This is a genomic window from Pedobacter sp. CFBP9032 (assembly GCF_034045265.1).
Lineage (GTDB): Bacteria > Bacteroidota > Bacteroidia > Sphingobacteriales > Sphingobacteriaceae > Pedobacter.
The window spans coordinates 1-21,775 of the sequence record NZ_JAXCWE010000024.1 but is presented as its reverse complement, the minus strand read 5'-3'; the positions used below and the strand labels follow the sequence as shown (position 1 = coordinate 21,775).

Annotated in this window: 11 protein-coding genes; 4 read left to right on the top strand and 7 right to left on the bottom strand. The window is 41.3% G+C overall.

Annotated elements, in window-relative coordinates:
• Window positions 1-1,490 precede the first annotated feature (1,490 nt).
• The 6 genes from SOM16_RS22825 to SOM16_RS22800 all read right to left on the bottom strand — a co-directional run bounded on the left by SOM16_RS22825 (window position 1,491) and on the right by SOM16_RS22800 (window position 12,353).
• Window positions 1,491-2,288, bottom strand: coding sequence for a rhamnogalacturonan acetylesterase (locus tag SOM16_RS22825; protein WP_320466314.1), 798 nt, complete (start codon window positions 2,286-2,288; stop codon window positions 1,491-1,493).
• A 75-nt stretch (window positions 2,289-2,363) separates the two neighbouring features.
• On the bottom strand, window positions 2,364-3,131 hold the full coding sequence (locus SOM16_RS22820) for a rhamnogalacturonan acetylesterase (RefSeq protein WP_320466313.1): 768 nt from the start codon (window positions 3,129-3,131) through the stop codon (window positions 2,364-2,366).
• 156 nt (window positions 3,132-3,287) lie between these two features.
• Window positions 3,288-5,618 carry a glycoside hydrolase family 2 TIM barrel-domain containing protein gene (locus tag SOM16_RS22815; protein WP_320466312.1) on the bottom strand — a complete coding sequence of 777 codons (2,331 nt, stop codon included), beginning with the start codon at window positions 5,616-5,618 and terminating at the stop codon, window positions 3,288-3,290.
• 15 nt (window positions 5,619-5,633) lie between these two features.
• Window positions 5,634-7,481 (bottom strand): rhamnogalacturonan lyase, encoded by a 1,848-nt coding sequence (locus SOM16_RS22810; protein WP_320466311.1) that lies wholly within the window; start codon window positions 7,479-7,481, stop codon window positions 5,634-5,636.
• Between the two features lie 34 nt (window positions 7,482-7,515).
• Window positions 7,516-9,921 (bottom strand): hypothetical protein, encoded by a 2,406-nt coding sequence (locus SOM16_RS22805; RefSeq protein WP_320466310.1) that lies wholly within the window; start codon window positions 9,919-9,921, stop codon window positions 7,516-7,518.
• Between the two features lie 8 nt (window positions 9,922-9,929).
• Window positions 9,930-12,353: a glycoside hydrolase family 95 protein gene (locus SOM16_RS22800; protein WP_320466309.1), complete on the bottom strand. Its 2,424-nt coding sequence runs from the start codon at window positions 12,351-12,353 to the stop codon at window positions 9,930-9,932.
• 359 nt (window positions 12,354-12,712) lie between these two features.
• Between SOM16_RS22800 and SOM16_RS22795 the strand changes: the two genes are divergently transcribed.
• From SOM16_RS22795 to SOM16_RS22780, 4 genes are read left to right on the top strand one after another with little or no spacing between them, the layout of a single operon-like run.
• Window positions 12,713-14,713 (top strand): alpha-L-arabinofuranosidase C-terminal domain-containing protein, encoded by a 2,001-nt coding sequence (locus SOM16_RS22795; protein ID WP_320466308.1) that lies wholly within the window; start codon window positions 12,713-12,715, stop codon window positions 14,711-14,713.
• A gap of 19 nt (window positions 14,714-14,732) precedes the next feature.
• A complete protein-coding gene (locus SOM16_RS22790; RefSeq protein WP_320466307.1) occupies window positions 14,733-16,274 on the top strand; it encodes an alpha-N-arabinofuranosidase in 1,542 nt (513 codons plus the stop codon).
• Window positions 16,275-16,281: 7 nt separating this feature from the next.
• Window positions 16,282-18,210 (top strand): glycoside hydrolase family 97 protein, encoded by a 1,929-nt coding sequence (locus SOM16_RS22785; protein WP_320466306.1) that lies wholly within the window; start codon window positions 16,282-16,284, stop codon window positions 18,208-18,210.
• 7 nt (window positions 18,211-18,217) lie between these two features.
• Complete coding sequence (locus SOM16_RS22780; RefSeq protein ID WP_320466305.1) at window positions 18,218-19,156, top strand: glycoside hydrolase family 43 protein; 939 nt, start codon at window positions 18,218-18,220, stop codon at window positions 19,154-19,156.
• Between the two features lie 2,373 nt (window positions 19,157-21,529).
• Here SOM16_RS22780 and SOM16_RS22775 read toward each other — a convergent pair.
• Window positions 21,530-21,775 (bottom strand): hypothetical protein (locus SOM16_RS22775; RefSeq protein WP_320466304.1); only part of this gene is annotated, 246 nt, incomplete at its 5' end.

Here is a 21,775-nt window from a genome sequence, read left to right as displayed (position 1 = left end):
CCCAAAGCACTAACTTTAATACAAAAATTTTCAGCCGACAGTTTTGTTTCTTTTGCTGCCAAAAGAAAAAAGCCCGTCTGGCTAAGACAAGAAAAGTGATCTCATCTTAGATATGTTTACAACATTAAAAGTATCTGTAATGGCTGGTGAGCCATTAATCAAGGAATTAGCATAAAATTGTGGCTGGTTGGTGTCTCACCAACTAGTAGATCAATGGCAACTGTAATTGTTTAAATAGTGTTCCCGCAGATTTAAAGGATTTCCGCAGAGGCGAGTAGTAAAGATCCGCGACGATCACTTAAATCTGCGGGAACCAGCCTTCATGCTTACAAATTAGATAATTAATTGATTAATGAGACAAAATTTGGCTGGTTGGTTTAACACCAACCAGTAGATTAATGGCAACTGTAATTGTTTAAATAGTGTTCCCGCAGATTCAAAGGATTTCCGCAAAGGCGAATAGTAAAAATCCGCGATGATCACTTAAATCTGCGGGAACCAGCTTTCATGCTTACGAATTAGATAATTAACTGATTAATGAGATAAAATTAGGCTGATGGGTGTGACATCCACCAGTAGATTAATGGCAAATGTAATTGTTTAAATAGTGTTCCCGCAGATTCAAAGGATTTCCGCAGAGGCGAATAGTAAAAATCCGCGATGATCATTTAATCTGCGGGAACCAGCCTTCATGCTTAAAAATTAGATAATTAACTGATCAATGAGACAAAATTAGGCTTGTTGTGTGGCACAAACCAGTAGATTAATCGCAACTGTAATTTTTTAAATAGTGTTCCCACAGATTCAAAGGATTTCCGCAGAGGCGAATAGTAAAAATCTGCGATGATCAATTAAATCTGCGGGAACCAGCCTTCATGCTTACAAATTAGACAATTAATTCATTAATGAGACAAAATTAGGCTGATTGGTATGACATAGATCAATAAGTTACAAAGAACTCCTCCAACTATCGCATTTCCATCCAGCTAAGCCTAAGCAATGTATCTTCATTCTACTTAAATCGGCCTAACAAATTTTTGGGTACATAATGACCGGGCCACAGCACTAACTTTAATACAAAAATTTTCAGCCGACAGTTTTGTTTCTTTTGCTGCAAAAAGAAAAAAGCCCGTCTGGCTAAGACAAGAAAAGCGATCTCATCTTAGAATATGTTTGCAACATTAAAAGTATCTGTAATGGTTGGTGAGCCATTAATCATGGAATTAGCATAAAACTTTGGCTAGTTGGTCTGATACCAATCAGTAGATTAATGGCAACTGTAATTGCTTAAATAGTGTTCCCGCAGATTCAAAGGATTTCCGCAGAGGCGAATAATAAAAATCCGCGATGATCAATTAAATCTGCGGGAACCAGCCATTGCATGCGATTGAAAATATTCGATACAAAGAGCAAACCCTTCGGCGGCCAGCAGAGGCAAACCCGAAGGCTGAAAAAGAATCCGCCTGCTTACCTGCAACAGAGCTCCATAGTTAGTTCTTCAAATAAGCGCTCAATCGACTAGACTTTAACGCTTTTAATCCCATTACAACTGCTTCAGCATTTAACCTGGCACCAGCCTCATTAGTATGTGTATGGTCCTTTTCCGTAAAATAAGTTTGCACCTCGGAGGCTGACAAAGCTGAATACTTATTCTTAATCAATTGATTCAATGGAATGAAATCTACTTTTTCTGCCTTAGCCACTTCCTGTGCCCAGCCAGCATAACGGTCATCAACCAAAACCACTTTACCATCTTTTACAGGATTACGCGGAATAGATGAGCAAACAATCGGCGTTGCACCTTTAGCTTTTACATCATTAATAAATTTACGTAGATACCAGCCATAAGTATAAACCACTTCCTGTTTTTTCTTGATCGGGTTGAAGGTATCTTTACTTTCCATACCGATTCCACTAATGGTACCTCGGGCACGGGCGGTATCATCCAGCGGACTGCTATCATTATGCCCGAACTGCATCATCACAAAATCGCCTTTTTTAATTTTCACTAAAACGGCATCCCATAATCCATTGGTTTGAAAGGTTCTGCTGCTCGTTCCACCCAGTGCGTCATTTTCTACATTAACTTTATCGGTGTTAAAGAATTCGCCGATGAAACTCCCCCAACCCCATAAGGATCCGTCGCCTTTTCCTTTTCCATTCTTAACGGTAGAATCACCTATTAAAAATAAGGTTGGCTTTGTTTTTTGCCTGATCAGGATACAGGATGAAAAGATGATAAATGCGCCTAATAATAGCAGACTTAAATATTTTTTATTTGATTTCATTTGGATCGGTTATACTAAAGTGGATGATTACACAGATTTTTAGATTACACAGGTTTTACTCAAACCATGTAAATTCTACAGTAAATAGTTTTCAAGCTTGCAGCCCTTCAATTTTTTAATGCCTTCAACTACCGATTGCGCATTTACTTTTGCACCTTCCAGATTAGTATGGGTGTGGTCGCCTGGAAAAAAAGCTTTCACTTTTTCCGGTCCCATGGCATCATATTTATCACCGGTTATTTTATTCAGGTCTACGAAGTACGCATTTTCCTGCTGTGCCACTTCTGCAGCCCATTTACCAAAATCCTGATCGGCACGGATTACTTTGCCATTTCTAAATTCATTTCTGGGAATCATAGATACCACAATTGGGGTTGCGCCTTTGGCTTTGGTTTCGCGAACAAATTTGCGGAGATACCAACCGTACGTATGTACCGTTTCTACTTTTCCATCTGGCCAGGTTAATACTTTTGTTTCTTCCCCAGTTCCCTTTAAAACACCCCTTCTCCCCGTTTTTGTGGTATCAGGTTCGCTGCCATCGTTGTGTCCGAATTGCATGGTAACAAAATCGCCTGGCTTTAATATTTCTAAAACTTTGTCCCACCTTCCCTCTGATAAAAAGGTTCGGGTACTTCTTCCGGCCATCGCATTATTTTCTACGTGTATTTTTGTCGTATCAAACAACGAGGCAATTGGTGTTCCCCAACCCCAGGTTTCCTTGTTTGAGTTACGAACGGTAGAATCGCCGATGGTGTGCAATGCAGGTTTATTTGGTTTGATAAAAGCGGTTGCCGCCAGCATTAAAACAGTAGCCAGGATTAATTTTATTTTCTTTGATTTCATATCATGTTTTTGTTTGTTCTTGCTTTTAACCACCCAGCCCTTTGGGCACTATCCCAAGGAGGGAATAGCGATCGTAATTTTCCTCTTTCATAGGAATAGTCGTAAACCGGGGTGTAAAATGCAGTAACTCATTAGCTAATTCAATTTAATACGCTCTTATTTTTCCACCATCAACTTTATCGATCCACCTTCCAAGCCATCTGCCGTTGCTTTTATTTCGATGTTCCCAACTCCGCTACCTTTAATATTAGCCATCACAACGCCACGATAAGCATGCCTTTGCTGTGCTTTGTACATTTCATGACTGGCAATATTTCCATTATCTAGCGCATCTATTACCGCCGGACCAGAAATTGTAAACTTAATCAGGTGATCTGCATTAGGACAAATATTGCCCTGCTCATCATATACTTTTGCCATTACAAAAGCCACCTCATCCCAATGGTTACCAATTTTATTTTTATCTACACTCAGTATTATTTTGGCCGGAGCACCTGCAGTTTTCAGTTCTTCAGTAGCGACCTCTTTCCCTTTATTTTTACCTATCGCTTTTATCGATCCTTTTTCAAAAGTAACATCCCATAACCTTGGCGAATCGTCTGCAGGCTTTGGCTTGCTCCCTAAAGATTTGCCGTTCAGGAACAATTCTACGTCGTCGCAATTGCTATAAACCGCAACCTTTGCATCATCGTAAGTATCAAAATCCGTTGGCGTCCAGTTATTGATCCAATCTCCTGCCCCTGCATTATCCTCTTTTCTTACAATATGAACAACTGGCTGATCAAACCACCAACTCTGGCGCTGCAGACTTTGCTGTTTCCAGCTTCCAATGCGGTCAAATAAACCTTGCCCGTTGGTAATTTGCGGCCAATCTGCCTCTCCCAGATAATCAAAACCTGTCCATAAAAACTGACCAGCCATAAACGGGTTATCGCGAAGGGCCAGATACTGTTGAATTACATGGGTATTTTCTGTGCCGATTACTTTTAAATTTGGCTTCTGGTTATGCAAAGCAACCAATTCATTTTCTCGGTAATTTTGTCCCACCACATCCATTGTTTCAGCAAAACCATTTGTATACACTTTCGAATTTGCAGGGCGGAAAAGGGCCATTGTAACTGGTCTGCTCGGATCAAGTAAATGAATGAGATCCTGCTGATCTTTATATTTTTTAAATCCTTCCGGGCTGTTTAGGTCGTCATGAATTTCATTCCCAACACTGTAAATTACGATGGAAGGATGATTGCGATCTCTCAAAACCATGTCCTTAGTATCTTGTTCCCACCATTCTTTCCAGAATCGGTTATAACCTTTCTCTCCATTATTTTTGGCCGATGTCCAGGTGTCGAAAGTTTCGTCCATTACTAAAAAGCCCATCCGGTCACAAAGATCCAGGAACTCTGGAGCCACAGGATTATGTGCCGTACGGATGGCATTCACACCAGCTTCCTTTAACCTGTTGAGGCGAAATTCCCAAACGCTTAACGGAACCGCAGCGCCAACTGCACCACCATCATGATGTAAACAAGCACCCTTTAACTTGAAGTTTTTACCATTTAACCAAAAGCCTGTGGCTGCATCAAAATGGAAACTTCTGATTCCAAAAACATTGATTTGATCATCGATCACCTTCCCTCCAACAATAACTTTAGTGAATGTTTTATACAAAGCTGGCGTCTCTAAATTCCAAAGTTTTGGATTTGCTACCACTATGTTTTGCGCTATTTTAGCTGATTTATTCGCTTCAATATTTTGCCTGGCTTGTGTCGTTTTAATTACTTTTCCATTTTCATCCACTACCGATGTTTCCAACATAACCTGTGCGGCTTTGCCAGATTCATTTGAAACAGATGTTTCTACCTTTACCATAGCTTTTTGCGCTGTAGCATCAGGTGTGGTGATAAATACACCCCAATCAACCAGGTGAACTAAATCTGTTGCAACCAAACGCACATGCCTATAAATTCCGGCACCTGTATAATAGCGGGAAGCTGGTTGCACGGTATTGTCTGCCTTTACTGCAATAACATTAGTTTTTCCGTTTCCAAAATGGAGGTGTTTACTTAAATCATAATGGAAGCTGATGTAACCATAAGGCCGCTTCCCTAAATGGAAACCATTAATCCAAACCTCACTATTGGCCATTACGCCATCAAATTCTATTGTTACCTTCTTAGCAGCTAAACTTTCATCAAGCTTAAAAACTTTACGATACCAGCCAATGCCAGATGGCAAATAGCCACCGCCACGTGCGGTGAGATTAGTTTTATCGTAAGTACCTTCAATGCTCCAATCGTGCGGAACATTTAATTTCCGCCATTTTGAAACATCAAAGTCTGTTTTCTCTGCACCCGGAACATCCTGCTGAATAAAAGACCAGTCGTTATCGAAATTATTAATGATTCTTACTTGCTTTGCCGTTTGAGCAAAAACACCAACCTGCGTTAAAAGCAAGGCGAAAAGGAAACTAATTTTTATATTTTTCATCATCATCATCATCTTTTATTTCTTCGGTTCTACCAGTACAATATTGGGCTTAGGTGCCTTCTTCATGCCATAACCAAAATAAAACCCGGCATGTGGTGGCTGATTGTAGCCTACATTCTGCCAGGCAATACTTAAACGGTATTGCGGGTCGTGCATCAGTGTATAATTTCGATGTTGCGTTGGAATCGTAGTGGTATAAATCCTAAGACTTTGATTATCGTAAGACCTCAAGATCAATTCTTCACGCCAGTCGCCTAAAATATCTGCGCTTAAAGCCGGCGTAGATTTCGTCCAGTTATTGGCAATTGCGCCATCTGCGGTTAATAACCTGCCACCATTGTATTTATCAATGTGGTTTCCATCTAAAACTTCACGGGAGAGATCATCATCCCAGTAAATTAAAAAATTAGTGGACTGTGGCTGTTCGCCAATTCTGTTTCCTTTAATATCATATAATCCATTTGAGCCCGACCACCACATTTGTGCACCTACCCTGGTATTATCAATGTTGTCTGCAACGCCCCTGCCTACATCTTCATCTTCTGATCCAGACCACAGAATTTCGCCCGTCTTGGCATCATAAACCGCTACGCCAGGTCCTTTTGTTCCTTCTTCAATTTCATGCACACCAAAAACTTCAAATCCCGGCCGCTCCGGATCGAGATCAGAAACGTGAATGGCATCACCATGACGCAAACCAGTTGTATAGAGGCCTTTTCCTTGATCATCCACACACATGGAACCAAAAATAATTTCATCCTTTCCATCAGCATCTACATCGGCAACAGTTAAATTATGGTTGCCCATTCCCGAATAAGAATTCTGACCATCTTTCGTATCAAACACCCAGCGGGAGGTCAGTTTCCCGTCTCGCCAGTCCCAGGCGGCCAACACTGTTCGCCCATAATAACCGCGGCACATGACCACACTCGGATGAACACCATCCAGGTAGGCAATGCAGGCTGTAAATCGATCTACCCGATTTCCCGAGTTATCATTTTTCCCATTTCCACCTCTACCACCCCAGGCACCGATGTTTCCTCGCGAAGGAATATAATCTGTTGTGGCTAAAGCTTCTCCGGTTTTCCCACTGAAGATGGTAAAAAACTCCGGGCCATCTAAGATTTTACCATTTTTGTTTCGATAATCTTTAGCAGAATCGCCAATCACTTTTCCTTTTCCATCAATGGTACCATCGGCAGTTTTACAGGCAAATTCTGCAATGCCATCGCCATCTAAATCGTACACCATAAACTGGGTATAATGCGCCCCTTCCCTGATGTTTTTACCCAGGTTAATTTCCCAGAGAAAAGTTCCATCAATTTTGTAAGCCTGAAAAATAGGTGGATCGGTGCTGCCATTGGATGAATTATCCCGCCCTCGGCCAGTTTGATGTAAAATGATTTCATATTCACCATCTCCATCCAAATCACCTACAGAAATATCGTTAGGCGTGTAACCCGGAGGTGTTCGCAGTGGAATATTTAAATATTGCTGAACCGGAGTTTTTGCGGCCAGCAGAAAGGGTTTGCTGGCTTCCTGCTCTTTGTTGCCGATAATTGGTTTTACGATATAGCTATTTGCAACGTTAATATTTACGCCTGCATCTATAAAATTTGTGCCTTTGGTTAATGGTGCTGCATTTAATTTTATTGGGCTTTCAGTATCCGTTTTACGGTAAAGGTTGAAGGCAATATCATCAGGTTCGGTTCCGAGAATGCGCCAGCTTACAAAAACAGAATCAGCACCTTTCCGAACGGCAACAACACCTCTTCCGAGTTTTTCCGTTTGCCTTTGGGCGAGTGCATTAACTGATAAGCAGCATACCGCAAGCATTAAAATATAAGATGTTTTAATTTGCATAAGTGCTGTTAATTAAAATAGATTCTAACTTCATTTAGTCAACTTTGTAAGTTATTTTGCCTGAAACAGCTACACCTTTTTCTGAAATGCCATCCGCCTTAACCACCACATTTCCTTTATTGTCTCCATTATAAAAAGTTACGGTGGCCACACCGCTTTCATTGGTTTTAATTGCTGGCGACCAAAAGATAGTAGTTCTTAAATCTTTATTTTTAGTGGCAGGGTTACTGTAATTTGGCGAATAAAAATCTCTGGCGTTATAGTAGCCATTGAGGTTGATATTGAGTAAATTTAAATTCGTTCCCCGGAGGGCATCATCTTTTACATTGAGGCTGATGACATAAACATCCTGATTTCCATTATCCAGCAGGTGTTGTACCCTCACCTGATTAATCTGATCCATCCGAAGGCTATAATAATCTAAACGCTCTCCAGTTAATTCCTCTTTTCTATTGATTCTGATACGTGGGCGGATTTTTCTTCCATTTGATAAGAATGTTACACCTTCGTTTCCAATCGAATCGGCATCGTCAATCGGGTAAGCACCCTTAACTTTAGTTAGGATAAAATGTTCCAAACCTTTAAAAGAGTAATCTGCTGGTGTAATATCAAATACCTGCTCAGCATCGCCATACGTGAACATGGTTTGGTCGAACAATACTACTTTTTTATTTTTACCTGCCTTAATCTCCACATCATCCAGACTAATGGAATCACCGAACTTATAAGTGCGGTTATAATCCATTCGTCTGCTAATTTCTGCATCAATATTTTTAGCAAAATCCTGAAGGCCATTTTTAAAAGGAAGCGTAATCGGCTTCGCCACAGAATCTATCTGCAACCAGCCGCCCTTTTTCCCTTTATCATCCTGTGAAACTATTTTGATCTGCTGGTTTCCATACCATTTCAATCCATCAAGAAAATAATTACCACTTTGATCGGTTTTGGTTGCATATAATTTTTGTCCGTTAAAGCCTGAGCCAAATAAGGTAATATTCATGTTTGGGATTGGCTTGTTTGCCAGTTTCTCCCTTACCGAGCCTACAATGGTTAAACCCGGTTCGGGCAGATAGGAAATTTTCATGACCGTATCAGCAAGCCTTTTCCAGATATAATCCCGCCATCCTTGTGTTAAAAGCAATAAATCTAGCTGTTTGAAACGCGATGAATTTTTAGGATCAAAATACTGATCGGCATTTTTAATTTCACCCTTTATTTCCGATTGAAGCAACAGGTAAGAAACAATGTTGGTTCCATCATCAGGAATTAACCCGTCAACAACGGCTAATGATAAAGATGTTTTAGCTGGCTGACCGAAAACATCAGTTGCCTTAATATTCAACACCACTTTTTCTCTTGCTTTGTAAGCTGTTTTATTAGAGGTGATATTGAAGGTATTTCCGGCACCGTTATGAATAAAAACAAGCCGTTCACCGTGTGGTCGCCCGGTATCATCTATTACCGTTACCACCGCAATACCTTCCGGAAAATCTTTCTTGAGAATGGAAACTGAAATAACAGGTTTCTCCAGCTTCACTGTGCCTGTATAAATGTTGTCTCCTGCATGTTTAATGGTTAGCATTAATGATTTTCCCTTCATTTCGCTGAAGGCACCTTCACTTGCGCTAATGGTTGCTTTAAGATTAAGAGAATCGTTAGTTACATGCAAAACAAGCCCTTTCGATAAGATTTGTGGCAACTGCGCAGCTACCTTTTCTGTACCAAAAATGACCTCAGCTTTATAGCCTTCATTGGCTTTTGGTGTAAAGGCAAAAATACCCATCCCGGCTTCGGTGCTTTGAAAAGAAGTAATGGTATCACCTTTTGAAGAAATTACACTTCCCTTTGCTGCCAATCCGTTACCTAAATCATCGTTGATTTTAAATGCAACCAGGCTATTTAAGCCCGCCACCAATGATCCGCCTTCAGGGAAAAATGCAACTGATTTTTGATGACCAGGTTTGGCAAGACCTACTGGCTTTTTTTCTGCATTCCGGGTGGCGTAAGTTGCATTTTCATTTAAGTGATTGGTGATGTAAATGCTTTTCTGAAAAACAAAATCATTCCCAAAATTGCGCATCCAGTTGGTGTAAGCCCGAATATTATACCATCCTGAAGGAACAGAATCTAACCGGAAATCGCCCTTTCCCAATCCCTTTTCCAGCCTGATGATTTTTTTATCAAGAATTGCAGCACCCGGGTTAATTAATTCTACATACAAATTATTGCTGGAAGAAGTGAGGCTTGTACCTTTCGCATTAACGAGGTAGGCACTAAACCAAATGTCTTCTCCGGCACTGTAGTAGGTTCTATCGGTTTGTAAATAGGCTTTTTCAAAAAACAGCTTAATGGTTTTTGGACCAGCAGGTTTTTGTTGCGCCAGGCCATAAATGGCGTAGCATGTAAGGCTTACAATGAGGAATGTTTTTTTTATACTCATGGTATATTTTATTGATCAGATGTAACTGAAATTTCGTAAACTTTTCCCGCTTTAGTTTCTATGGTATTGCTAAAATTCAAACCATGCTTTACCTGTTTAGCACCAGATGCTTTGATACCAACTGAGGTTAAAAGGTTTAAAGTGCCACCATTTTTAGATAAAATTGATGCATTGCTTAAACGGCCATTTTTCCAATAAAGATCCACCACAAAGCCGCCACGCCCTACCAATCCCTTCACACTACCTTGTTTCCAGGCTACCGGTAATGCTGGTAATAACTGCAGCTGATTGAGGTGACTTTGTAAAAGCATTTCTGAAACACCCGCTGCTGCACCAAAATTTCCATCAATCTGAAATGGTGGATGCGTATCAAAAAGGTTAGTTAAAGTAGAATTCTTTAATAATTCCTGGTACATTTTATAAGCATGATTACCATCCAGCAACCTGGCCCAGAAGTTAATTTTCCAGGCCTTGCTCCAACCTGTGCCTTCATCTCCTCTAATTAAAAGCGTCTTTTTCGCCGCATTTGCATAAACAGTATCAATTAATGGTGAAATTTCCCGGCCCGGATGTAAACCAAATAAATGCGAAACATGGCGGTGTTGAGGGTCTTCATCTTCAAAATCTCCATACCACTCTTGCAGGTTACCCTTTTTCCCAATCTGAAGCGGGCGAAGCCGGTCACGCTTTTCTTTCAGCAGTTTCACGAAATCCTGATCGGTTCCCAAAATTTTAGCCGCATCAATCAGGTTATTAAAAAGATCGCGGATAATGGAAAGATCCATTGTAGAGCCAATGGTAACCACTTCTTTACTGCCATTTGGCAATAAATAACTATTCTCTGGTGAGGTAGATGGTGCGGTAACCAGGTAGCCATCTTTCTCCACCAGCCAGTCCAGGCAAAACAGCGCCGCACCTTTCATTAATGGATAGGCCGTTTCTTTAAGAAATTTTTTATCTCCGGTAAATAGGTAATGTTCGTATAGGTGTTGTGAAATCCACGGACTTCCCATAGACCAGTTCGCCCATTTGGGGTCTCCGCCACCTTCACCCACAGGATTGGTTTGCGCCCAGATGTCTGAATTATGGTGCAATGCCCAGCCTTTAGCGCCGTAATAATTTTTAGCAGTTTTTTCTCCATTTACCGCCATGTGTTTGATTTGTTCTATAAGCGGAGCTGTTAGTTCTGAAAGATTGGTTACCTCTGCGGGCCAGTAATTCATTTGCAAATTAATGTTAGTGGTGAAATTACTTCGCCACGGTGGCCTGATGGAAGCGTTCCAGATGCCTTGCAAATTAGCTGCAATGCCACCAGGTCTTGAGCAGGAGATTAGCAAGTATCTGCCAAATTGAAAATAAAGTTCTTCGAGGCCAAAATCAGCCTGACCCGTTTTATAGTTTTTAAGCCGCACATCAGTAGGCACGTCTGCCAGTAAACTGCCTGTATCATTAATGTTGATTACCAAACGGTTAAAATATTTTTGATAATCTTCAATGTGCGATTTTTTAAGTGCGTCAAAAGATTTTAATGCTGCATTATTCAAAAAACCCGATGCTTTGGCATTTTCATCAAGTCCGTTTCTATCCGGATATTGATCAAAGCCATTATAACTCGTAGCCCCTGAAATTAGTACTATAATTTCCGAAGCGCCGCTCACATTCAATAAACTATCTGTACTCAGTTTTCCATCGGTACGGATCACCTTTAGCCTCGCCTGATAACGCATACCGTTATGATGAAGACTATCCGAATAAATTAAAGGCTTGGTGTCCCGGGGTTCATCAGAAGTTATTCGTGCCTTACCACTTAAAATAATTTCGTTATTCCCATCAGTCTTTACCTGATGTTCCAACTCATCGCCCAAACCGAAACTAACATTTAAAGCATTTTTTTTATCTGCCGTTAAGCGCATCACAATCACCTGACCTGGAAAAGTGGCAAATAATTCTCGCTTATAATTCACATCGTCTACTGTAAATGATGTGGTGGCAATGGCTTCGCCAATATCTAATGTTCTAGTATAGTTGCTTATTTTGCCATCTATTTTTTGCTTCAGGTTTAAGTTCGCCAGCGGCTGATACATGTTCGTATTCGGCCCCTGCATTTTTTGCATCAACTTTACTGTTTCGCGATTGTTTCCCGCAAAAAGCTGCTTTCTTACTTCCGGAAGATATTTTATGGCTTCGGGGTTTGGATTAGGGTCGGCTGGTCCGCCGGTCCATAATGTTTCTTCGTTTAGCTGAATCAGCTCATTTTCCACCCTTCCAAAAATCATTGCACCCAATCTTCCGTTTCCAATCGGTAAGGCTTCATTCCAGTTATTAGCAGGTTGTTTATACCATAAAGTTTTACTTAAATCCGGCTTTTGTGCCTTTAGCGTAGTGCATAAAAAGATGATCAACACGAATGGAGTGAGGTAAAGGGATCTCATAATGTGAATTGGTTAGTATTTAATTGTTGTTCTTTCCGCCACGCGAAACATTGATCACTGCACAATTTAAAGCGAAAATTCATAAGTCGCGTCCTGTGGTATCCTGCCTGTATTAATGTTAAGATGCTACAGTGATCGTTATAAAGTATTCATTGTACGGAATCTCTAAACTTACACAAAAAAGTTACTAAAATTTAAATTCAGACACCGTTTCAACGCCCTTAGGATAGGTAGATCCCTAAGGTAATCACATGCTAACATGATAGAATTAAATTTTTCAAAAAATAATCGTATACATGACGTTTATTATCTTAAATCTTTTACTTTTACATTTAGTAACCGACCAAATATTGAACTTAATGAAATCAAGCACGACATTAAAAAGCATACTTTATACATGCATTTCCGCTTCGCTGAGTATAATCACTATTCCTGTAGCATTAAAAGCGCAAACTACTAAAATCATCAAAGTTAAGCTCGATCAGCCTATTGCAAAGGTGCAACCTAATATGTGGGGGGTGTTTTTTGAGGACATCAATTTTGGTGCTGATGGTGGGATTTATGCAGAATTGATTAAAAACAGGTCTTTTGAGTTTACAAAGCCATTAATGGGCTGGACAGTTCAACGAAAGAAGGCCAACGAAGGCGAAATTTTGGTCGTAAATAGAAAAGAGGTGAATGCTTCTAATCCACGTTACCTGCAAATTAATAACGAAAAGGGTGTTTTTAGCCTGGTTAATGAAGGCTTTAAAGGCATTGGTGTAAAGAAAGGATTGCGTTACAACTTTTCAGTCATGTATCGCCAGCTGGCACCGGGTGTAAAATTGCACCTGCAACTATTAAACGAGCAAGACCAGGTAATTGGTGAGGGCAATTTAATACCAGAAAAAAGTGGCGAAGCCTGGAACAAACAATCAACAAGTTTCACCGCAACAGAAACAGATCCAAAAGGAAAATTTGCGGTTATTTTTGAAGGCAAAGGCAAAATTGATTTAGATATGATTTCCCTATTTCCTGGCGATACCTGGAAAAATCGTCCGCAGGGATTAAGGGCAGATATGGTACAGCTTTTGGCTGATATGAAGCCTGGCTTTATTCGCTTTCCCGGTGGATGTATTGTAGAAGGAACTGATTTAGCCAATCGTTACCAATGGAAAAACACCATTGGTCCGATTGAGGATAGAAAAATGATTATTAACCGCTGGAATACAGAATTCGCACATCGGGCCGCTCCAGATTATTTTCAGAGTTTTGGCTTAGGCTTCTTTGAATATTTCCAGCTGGCAGAAGATATTGGTTCTGATGCATTACCCATTTTAAACTGTGGAATGGCTTGTCAGTTCAACTCGGGAGAAGTTGCTTCCCTGGATGAACTTGATCCTTATGTACAGGATGCGTTAGACCTGATCGAATTTGCCAATGGCGATGTAAGCACAAAATGGGGTAAAATGAGGGCAGATTTAGGTCACCCGAAACCCTTCAACTTAAAAATGATGGGTGTGGGTAACGAAAACTGGGGGCCACAATACCTGGAGCGTTTAGCCATTTTCACCAAAGCCATTAAAGCAAAATATCCGGATTTTAAACTAATTAACAGCTCTGGAACAGATCCTGAAGGCGATCGTTTCAACTTATTAAATAACTCATTAAGAGCAACCAAGGCTGATTTTATTGATGAACATTATTACCGCCCGGCAGATTGGTTTTTGAAAAATGCAGGCCGTTATGATAATTACCCTAGAAACGATACGAAAATATTTGTAGGAGAATATGCGGTTCACGCTGATAAAAATTATGTAGGCAGCAACCGCAATAACTGGCAAAGTGCATTGGCATCTGCTTCTTTAATGACAGGGCTGGAGAGAAATGCAGATGTGGTTCAAATGGCTTCTTACGCGCCGCTTTTCGCCCATATCGATGCCTGGCAATGGGCGCCTGATATGATTTGGGTAGATAATCTTCAATCTTACGGAACACCAGACTATTACGTACAGAAACTTTTCTCTACCAACAAAGGTACTGATGTGGTTTCGATCACATTGGATGGTAAAAATATTATTGGGCAGGATGGATTGTATGCATCTTCTGTGCTGGATGCCGGAAAAAAGGAATTGATTATCAAAATTTCGAACAGTTCAGATCAGCCGAAAGTGATCGATTTTGATCTCGAAGGAAAGACCAAGTTAAAAACCAAAGGTACAGTAGAAGAACTGGCAGATGCCAATTTGAATCAGCTCAACTCTTTCGCCAACCCTGAAGCGGTAAGTCCGAAAAAATCCAGTATAAAAGTTAATGGTAAAAAGCTTACTGCAAGTTTAAAGCCTTACTCTTTCAACGTATTTAAAATTCCTTACCACTAATCATTCTAACCAAACAATAATGAAAAAAACATTCCTCTCTTTAGCGTTGCTTTGCTCTGGTATTTTCGCCAATGCGCAAAAAGAAACTTCGCTCAGCATTAAACCAGCTGGCGATCAAATTGTTAGCAAACACATTTACGGGCATTTTTCCGAACATTTAGGCCGTTGTATTTACGATGGTTTCTGGGTAGATGAAAATTCCACCATTCCTAATAAGGGGAGAATCAGGTTAGATGTGGTAGCGGCATTAAAAAAAATCAAAGTCCCTAATTTACGTTGGCCAGGAGGCTGTTTTGCAGATGAATACCATTGGAGAGATGGCATCGGCCCGAGAAATCAACGTCCTAAAATGGTAAATACCAATTGGGGCGGCGTAACAGAAGACAATAGCTTTGGTACCCATGAGTTTCTGGATTTATGCAAAATGCTAGATTGCGAACCTTACATTGCCGGAAATGTAGGCAGTGGAACGGTAGAAGAGATGGCCAAATGGGTAGAATATTTAAACTTTGATGGTGTAAGCCCGATGACGGCGATCCGGAAGCAAAATGGAATGGAAAAACCATGGAAAGTTGCCTTTTGGGGTGTCGGTAATGAAAGTTGGGGTTGCGGTGGCAACATGACGGCCGATTACTACAGCGACTTATACAGAAGATATGCCACCTATGCCAGAGATTATCCTGGTGCGCCATTAAAGCGCATTGCCAGTGGTGCCAATGCCGAAGATTATAAATGGACGGAAACCTGCATGAAAAATATTGGTGCAGGTAGAATGTGGGGACTTACTTTGCATTATTATACCTTGCCTACCGGAAACTGGAATGCTAAAGGCTCGGCAACCAAATTTGATGAAGAACAGTATTTCAACACCATGAAAAACTGTTTGCGCATGGAAGAGATTGTAACCAAACATTCGGAGATTATGGATAAATATGATCCGAAAAAGAAGGTTGCGTTAATTGTAGATGAATGGGGAATCTGGACAGATGTAGAACCGGGAACCAACCCTGGCTTTCTTTATCAGCAGAATAGCTTGCGCGATGCTTTGATTGCTGGTACTACGCTAAACATTTTCAACAATCATTCTGACCGGGTGAGAATGGCCAACCTGGCACAAACCATTAATGTGTTGCAAGCACTAATTTTAACAGAAAAAGATAAAATGTTGCTTACCCCTACTTACCATGTGTTCGATTTATACAAGGTGCATATGGATGCAAAATATTTGCCTATTAACTTTACCAGCCCGGATTACACCATGGGAGACAAGAAAATCCCCGCTTTAAATGTTTCTGCTTCGCAGGATTCGACTGGTGCAATTCACATTTCGCTGGTGAACCTGGATCCAAAAAATAAGATTTCTTTAAACACCGATCTTGGCGATTTAAAATGGAAAACCGTAACCGGACAAATTTTAACATCTGCTAAACTTACTGATGTAAACACCTTTACCGCTGCAAATAAAGTTCAAAACGCAAAATTTAATGGTGCAAAAAAATCTGGAAATACACTTAAAGTTGAACTTCCTGCACAATCTGTAGTGGTTCTGGAGTTAAAATAAGTTAATCATGAAATACAAAATCCTCATCACTCCCCTACTGTTCGTAGCCCTTTTGCAGAAGGTAAATGCGCAAACAAAATATGAGATCAGCAGTCCGGATCAAAGCCTTAAAGTAAATGTTATTTTAAAAGATAAACAGTTGTTTTACCAGGTGAGTAGAAATGGAGCCGAAGTTTTAAATACTTCTACCTTGGGATTGGTTAGCACCGATGCAGATTTTTCAAAAAATCTTTCCTTGCTATCCGTTTCTAAAAGTGAAACCGTTAAAGATACGTACACGCTAAAAAATGCAAAGCGGTTGATCAACAATTATGCTGCGAGTAAACGGGTAATTCACTTAGAAAACGGAGATAAGAAGAAGCTGGATTTAATTTTTCAGGTTTCGAATGATGGGATTGCCTTTCGCTATTATTTTCCTGATCGGGATACAAAAACCAGTAAACTATCAGCTGAAAAAACTTCTTTTCATTTCTTCAAAAGTTCAAAAGCCTGGATGCAGCCCATGTCTGTTGCTAAAACAGGATGGGAAAGTACCAATCCATCCTATGAGGAATATTATAAAAAAGAAATTAACGTTGGTACGCCTGCGCCTACTGATGCGGGTTGGGTTTATCCGGCACTATTTAATTACAAAGATACCTGGTTACTGGTTTCAGAAACAGGTTTAGATGGTAATTACTGTGCAACCCGTTTAAAGCAAAATTCGCCAGATGGCAATTACGAAGTTGGTTTTCCAGATCAACGCGAGGCGTTTACCGGCCAGAATGTAAATCCAGAATCTACCCTTCCCTGGTATACACCATGGCGCATTATTGCCATCGGGAGTTTAAAAACGGTAACAGAATCTACGCTAGGTACAGATTTGGCCTACCCTGCAAAAAGCAATATCAATCCAGATCAGTTTCAGCTAGGTAAAGCTTCCTGGAGCTGGATTATTTTAAAGGATAACTCCATTAAATACGATGTGCAAAAGAAATATATTGATTTTGCTGCTGATATGAAATGGGAATTCTGCCTGATTGATGTAAACTGGGATACAACTATAGGTTTCCCAAAAATGCAGGAACTAGCCGATTATGCCAAATCTAAGAACGTGGGTTTAATTCTTTGGTACAATTCTGCAGGCGCCTGGAACACCGTAAAATACACACCGAAGAATAAACTTAATGTAAGGGAAAGCCGCTTGCAGGAATTTGCCATGCTTCAGAAAATGGGCATCAAAGGTATTAAGGTAGATTTTTTTGGTGGCGATGGTCAATCGATGATAAAATATTACCTCGAGATTTTTGAAGATGCTGCAAAATTTGGTTTAAGTGTAAATTGCCATGGGGCCACCCTGCCACGTGGCTGGCAACGCACCTATCCCAACCTGGTAACCATGGAATCTATAAAGGGGATGGAATTTATTACCTTCGAACAGGAAAATGCCAACGAGGAACCTGCCCATGCCACCACTATTCCGTTCACCAGGAATGTGTTCGATCCGATGGATTTTACGCCAATGTCGTTAAATAAACTTCCCAATATTAACTTAAAAACAACCAGTACGTTTGAACTGGCTTTGCCAATCCTCTTCCATTCGGGTATACAACATCTGGCAGAAACACCAGAGGGAATGGCGAAAGTTCCGGCATTTGTTAAATCGTTCTTGCAGGAATTTCCAGCTAGCTGGACAGATACTAAACTGATAGATGGTTACCCGGGTAAATTTGTAGTAATGGCAAGAAAAGCGGGCAATAAGTGGTATATCGGCGGAATTAACGGTGAAAACACTGCAAAGGAGGTTTCTTTTGATAGTGCTAAATTTGGTAAAAAAGCTAAATTGATTGTAGATGGCAAAGAAGACCAGTCTTTTGTACAAAGCGAGCTGAATACCGATACAAAAACTAACGTTAATATGAAGCCTTATGGTGGCTTTGTGTTGGTAGTAGAATAAAAATTAAATGAAGAGAATATTTTATACCACAACTTTGCTCTTAATGTTTCTGTTAAATGCTCAGGGGCAATCAAAAAAAGACGTTTATCTCTTTGCTTATTTCAAAAATAATGGTCAGGATGGTTTGCACCTGGCCTACAGCCATGATGCCTATAAATGGACAGCCCTTAAAAATGATTCTTCGTTTCTAAGGCCTATGGTAAGCAAGGATAAGTTAATGAGAGATCCTTGCATTATTCGTGGCGCTGATGGCTTATTCCATATGGTATGGACGGTAAGCTGGAAAGATAAAGGAATCGGTTACGCCAGTTCGCAGGACCTGATTAATTGGAGCGAACAACAATTTATTCCGGTAATGGCGAAAGAGGCAGGTGCACGCAATACCTGGGCACCAGAAGTTACCTATGATGGCAAAACCAAAAATTATATGATTTATTGGGCATCCACTATTACAGGAAAATTTAGTGAAACAGCATCAGAAAAAGAAGATGGCTATAACCACCGGATTTATTATGTTACCACGAAGGATTTTAAAACTTTTTCGGACACTAAATTGCTTTACGAACCTGGTTTTAACGTCATCGATGCTTCAATAGTGAAAGATAAAGACAGATTTGTGATGTTCTTAAAAGATGAAACCCGTGAGCCTGCACAGAAAAACATAAAAATTGCCTACGCAGATCAACTTACCGGGCCATATTCTAAAGCCAGCGAACCCATTACTGGAAATTATTGGGCCGAAGGACCTACAACGGTAAGAATTGGTAAAGATTGGTTGGTCTATTTCGATAAATATCGTGATCATAAATATGGCGCAATCCTGTCAACAGATTTAAAAAACTGGAAGGATGTTTCTGATCAAATTTCTCTGCCAAAAGGATTAAGGCACGGTACCATTATTATAATTAAACCAAGCGAGCTTAAACAGTTGCTTAAACAAAAATAACGTAGCGCATAGCCGGGAGCCCCTATCCGTAAAAGACAGCCCCTATCCGCCTGGCGGCACCTTTCCCCAGATGGGAAAGGGCATGTAATAAAAATTTTTCGCAGCTAGCGACCGACACCCTGCTATTTCCATCCTGCTCTCCGGCATAGGAGATGATGGAAGGAGAAAACGTTAAAGCTTCTGCAAAAACTTTCACCCAACCACTACCCAAGGCAGCACGTACTCCCGCGATTTTTCATCGCGGCTTGTGCTGCCGCCCTCAAAGCTTGAACGATTTTATCCAACATCAGGTCCAAGCCTTGAGTTTTGCTTCTTTTTGTCAAGAAAAAGAAGAGAGCCCTTCGGCGGCCAGCCGAGGCAAGCCAAGCGCAGCGGAAAAACAGCCAGTTCAAAAACCACCCCGCCCTACGGGCACCCCTCCAATGGAGTGGAATTGCAATCGCAGCCTATCTATCGCCATCCTACTCGCTTAAATAGTTTTCCCGCAGATTAAGAAGATTTACGCAGAATCATAATGGTAAAAATCTGCGGTAATCATTTAGATCTGCGGGACCAAATTTGCATTATGCTGGAAGAAGGTTCACACCCCAGCGATTGCCACCCTGCTATGACCACATGCTATGGCCACCCTGCTTTCCGGCATAGGAGATGATGAAAGGAGAAGCCGTTGAAATTTTTGCACCAACGTTCAAATTTCCCCACAACCCAAGGTAGCGCGAACGGCTCCTAAAAAAATCTTTATTACAAGGCGAATCGAGCCCTTGCGCTACCGCCATTTAAATTTAGACGCGCTAATCCAACATCAGATCCAAGCCTTGGGTTTTGCTTCTTTTTGCCAAGAAAAAGAAGAGAGCCCTTCGGCGGCCAGCCGAGGCAAGCCAAGCGCAGCGGAAAAAACCCCTATCCGCCTAGCGGCACCTTTCCGCGAAGGGCGCATGAGAAGAACTTTACTCACCCAGCGATTAAAAAAACATCAAACCATAGGTCCTGAATCAAGTTCAGGATGACGAACGCTTTAACCCACCGTTCGTGGAATGACGTATAAAAAAGGTTTAGTGTTCATTGATAGCATTATAGAAAAACACAGGAATCTTTCGTACTTCACGATAACAACCTCGCTATGGCCATCCTGCTATCCGGCCTAGGAGATGATGGAAGGAGAAGCCGTTGAAATTTTTGCACCAACGTTCAATTCCTCCTAACCCAAGGTAGCGCGAACGGCTCCTAAAACAAATTTGTATTAAAAGGCGAATCGAGCCCTTGCGCTACCGCCATTTAAATTTCGACGCGCTAATCCAACATCAGATCCAAGCCTTGATTGTTTGGTTCTTTATTATCAAGAATAAAGAACAAGCCCTTCGGCGGCTAGCCGAGGCAAGCCATGCGCAGCGGGAAAACAGCCAGTTCAAAAACCACCCCGCCCTGCGGGCACCCCTCCAATGGAGGGGAATTGCAATCGCCCCCAGCCATCGCCACCCTGTTCGCTTAAATAATTTTCCCGCAGATTAAGAAGATTTACGCAGAATCGAGCGGTAAAAATCTGCGGTGATCATTTAGATCTGCGGGACCAAATTTGCATTATGCCGTAGGACGGTTCACACTTCAGCGATTGATACCCTGCTATGACCACGTGCTATTTCCACCTCGCTATCCGGCATAGGAGATGATGGCAGGACAAGCCGTTGAAATTTTTGCACACGTTCAAATCCCCTCAACCCAAGGTAGCGCGAACGGCTCCTTAAAATAAATCTCTATTACCAAACAAATCGAGCCCTTGTGCTACCGCTCATCAAATTTCGACGCGCTAATCCGACATCAGATCCAAGCCTTGGGTTTATTCACCAGTTGCATATGTTTTTATAGGTATTCATGAGCTCGCAGAAAAGCTCGGGTTGGCTTCTTTTTGCCAAGAAAAAGAAGAGAGCCCTTCGGCGGCCAGCCGAGGCAAGCCAAGCGCAGCGGAAAACAGCCAGTTTAAAACCACCCCGCCCTGCGGGCACCCCTCCAATGGAGGGGAATTGCAAACGCAGCCTAGCTATCGCCACCCTGCTCGCTTAAATAGTTTCCCGCAGATTAACAAGATTTACGCGGAATCGAGCGGTAAAAATCTGCGGTGATCATTTAGATCTGTGGGACCAACTTTTGCATTATGCCGTAGGACGGTTCACACTCAAGCGATCGCCACCCTGCTATAGCCACATGCTATTGCCACCTCGCTCTCCGGCCTAGGAGCTGATGGCAGGAGAAGCCGTTGAAATTTTTGCACCCGCGCTCAAATACTTCAAACCAAGGTAGCGCGAACGGCTCCTAAAACAAATCTTTATTACAGGGGGAATCGAGTCCTTGTGCTACCGCTCATAAAATTTCGACGTGCTAATCCAACATCAGATCCAAGCCTTGAGTTTTGCTTCTTTTTGTCAAGAAAAAGAAGAGAGCCCTTCGGCGGCCAGCCGAGACAAGCCAGCGCAGCGGGAAAAAGTTTACGGCAAGTGATGACAACAGCCGATAGATGAATGCTACAAAAAAATATCTTTTACGCTTCGGGTTAAAGGATTTTATCGTGTCCTGGCCGGACGGGCCTTTTTTCTTTTGACAGCAAAAGAAACAAAACTGCCGGCT

Excerpts from the sequence above, each read along its gene's own strand:
- SOM16_RS22825 (WP_320466314.1), bottom strand. The coding sequence starts at position 2,288 with ATGAAATCAAATAAAAAATATTTAAGTCTGCTATTATTAGGCGCATTT.
- SOM16_RS22820 (WP_320466313.1), bottom strand. The coding sequence starts at position 3,131 with ATGAAATCAAAGAAAATAAAATTAATCCTGGCTACTGTTTTAATGCTG.
- SOM16_RS22815 (WP_320466312.1), bottom strand. The coding sequence starts at position 5,618 with ATGAAAAATATAAAAATTAGTTTCCTTTTCGCCTTGCTTTTAACGCAG.
- SOM16_RS22810 (WP_320466311.1), bottom strand. The coding sequence starts at position 7,481 with ATGCAAATTAAAACATCTTATATTTTAATGCTTGCGGTATGCTGCTTA.
- SOM16_RS22805 (WP_320466310.1), bottom strand. The coding sequence starts at position 9,921 with ATGAGTATAAAAAAAACATTCCTCATTGTAAGCCTTACATGCTACGCC.
- SOM16_RS22800 (WP_320466309.1), bottom strand. The coding sequence starts at position 12,353 with ATGAGATCCCTTTACCTCACTCCATTCGTGTTGATCATCTTTTTATGC.
- SOM16_RS22795 (WP_320466308.1), top strand. The coding sequence starts at position 12,713 with ATGAAATCAAGCACGACATTAAAAAGCATACTTTATACATGCATTTCC.
- SOM16_RS22790 (WP_320466307.1), top strand. The coding sequence starts at position 14,733 with ATGAAAAAAACATTCCTCTCTTTAGCGTTGCTTTGCTCTGGTATTTTC.
- SOM16_RS22785 (WP_320466306.1), top strand. The coding sequence starts at position 16,282 with ATGAAATACAAAATCCTCATCACTCCCCTACTGTTCGTAGCCCTTTTG.
- SOM16_RS22780 (WP_320466305.1), top strand. The coding sequence starts at position 18,218 with ATGAAGAGAATATTTTATACCACAACTTTGCTCTTAATGTTTCTGTTA.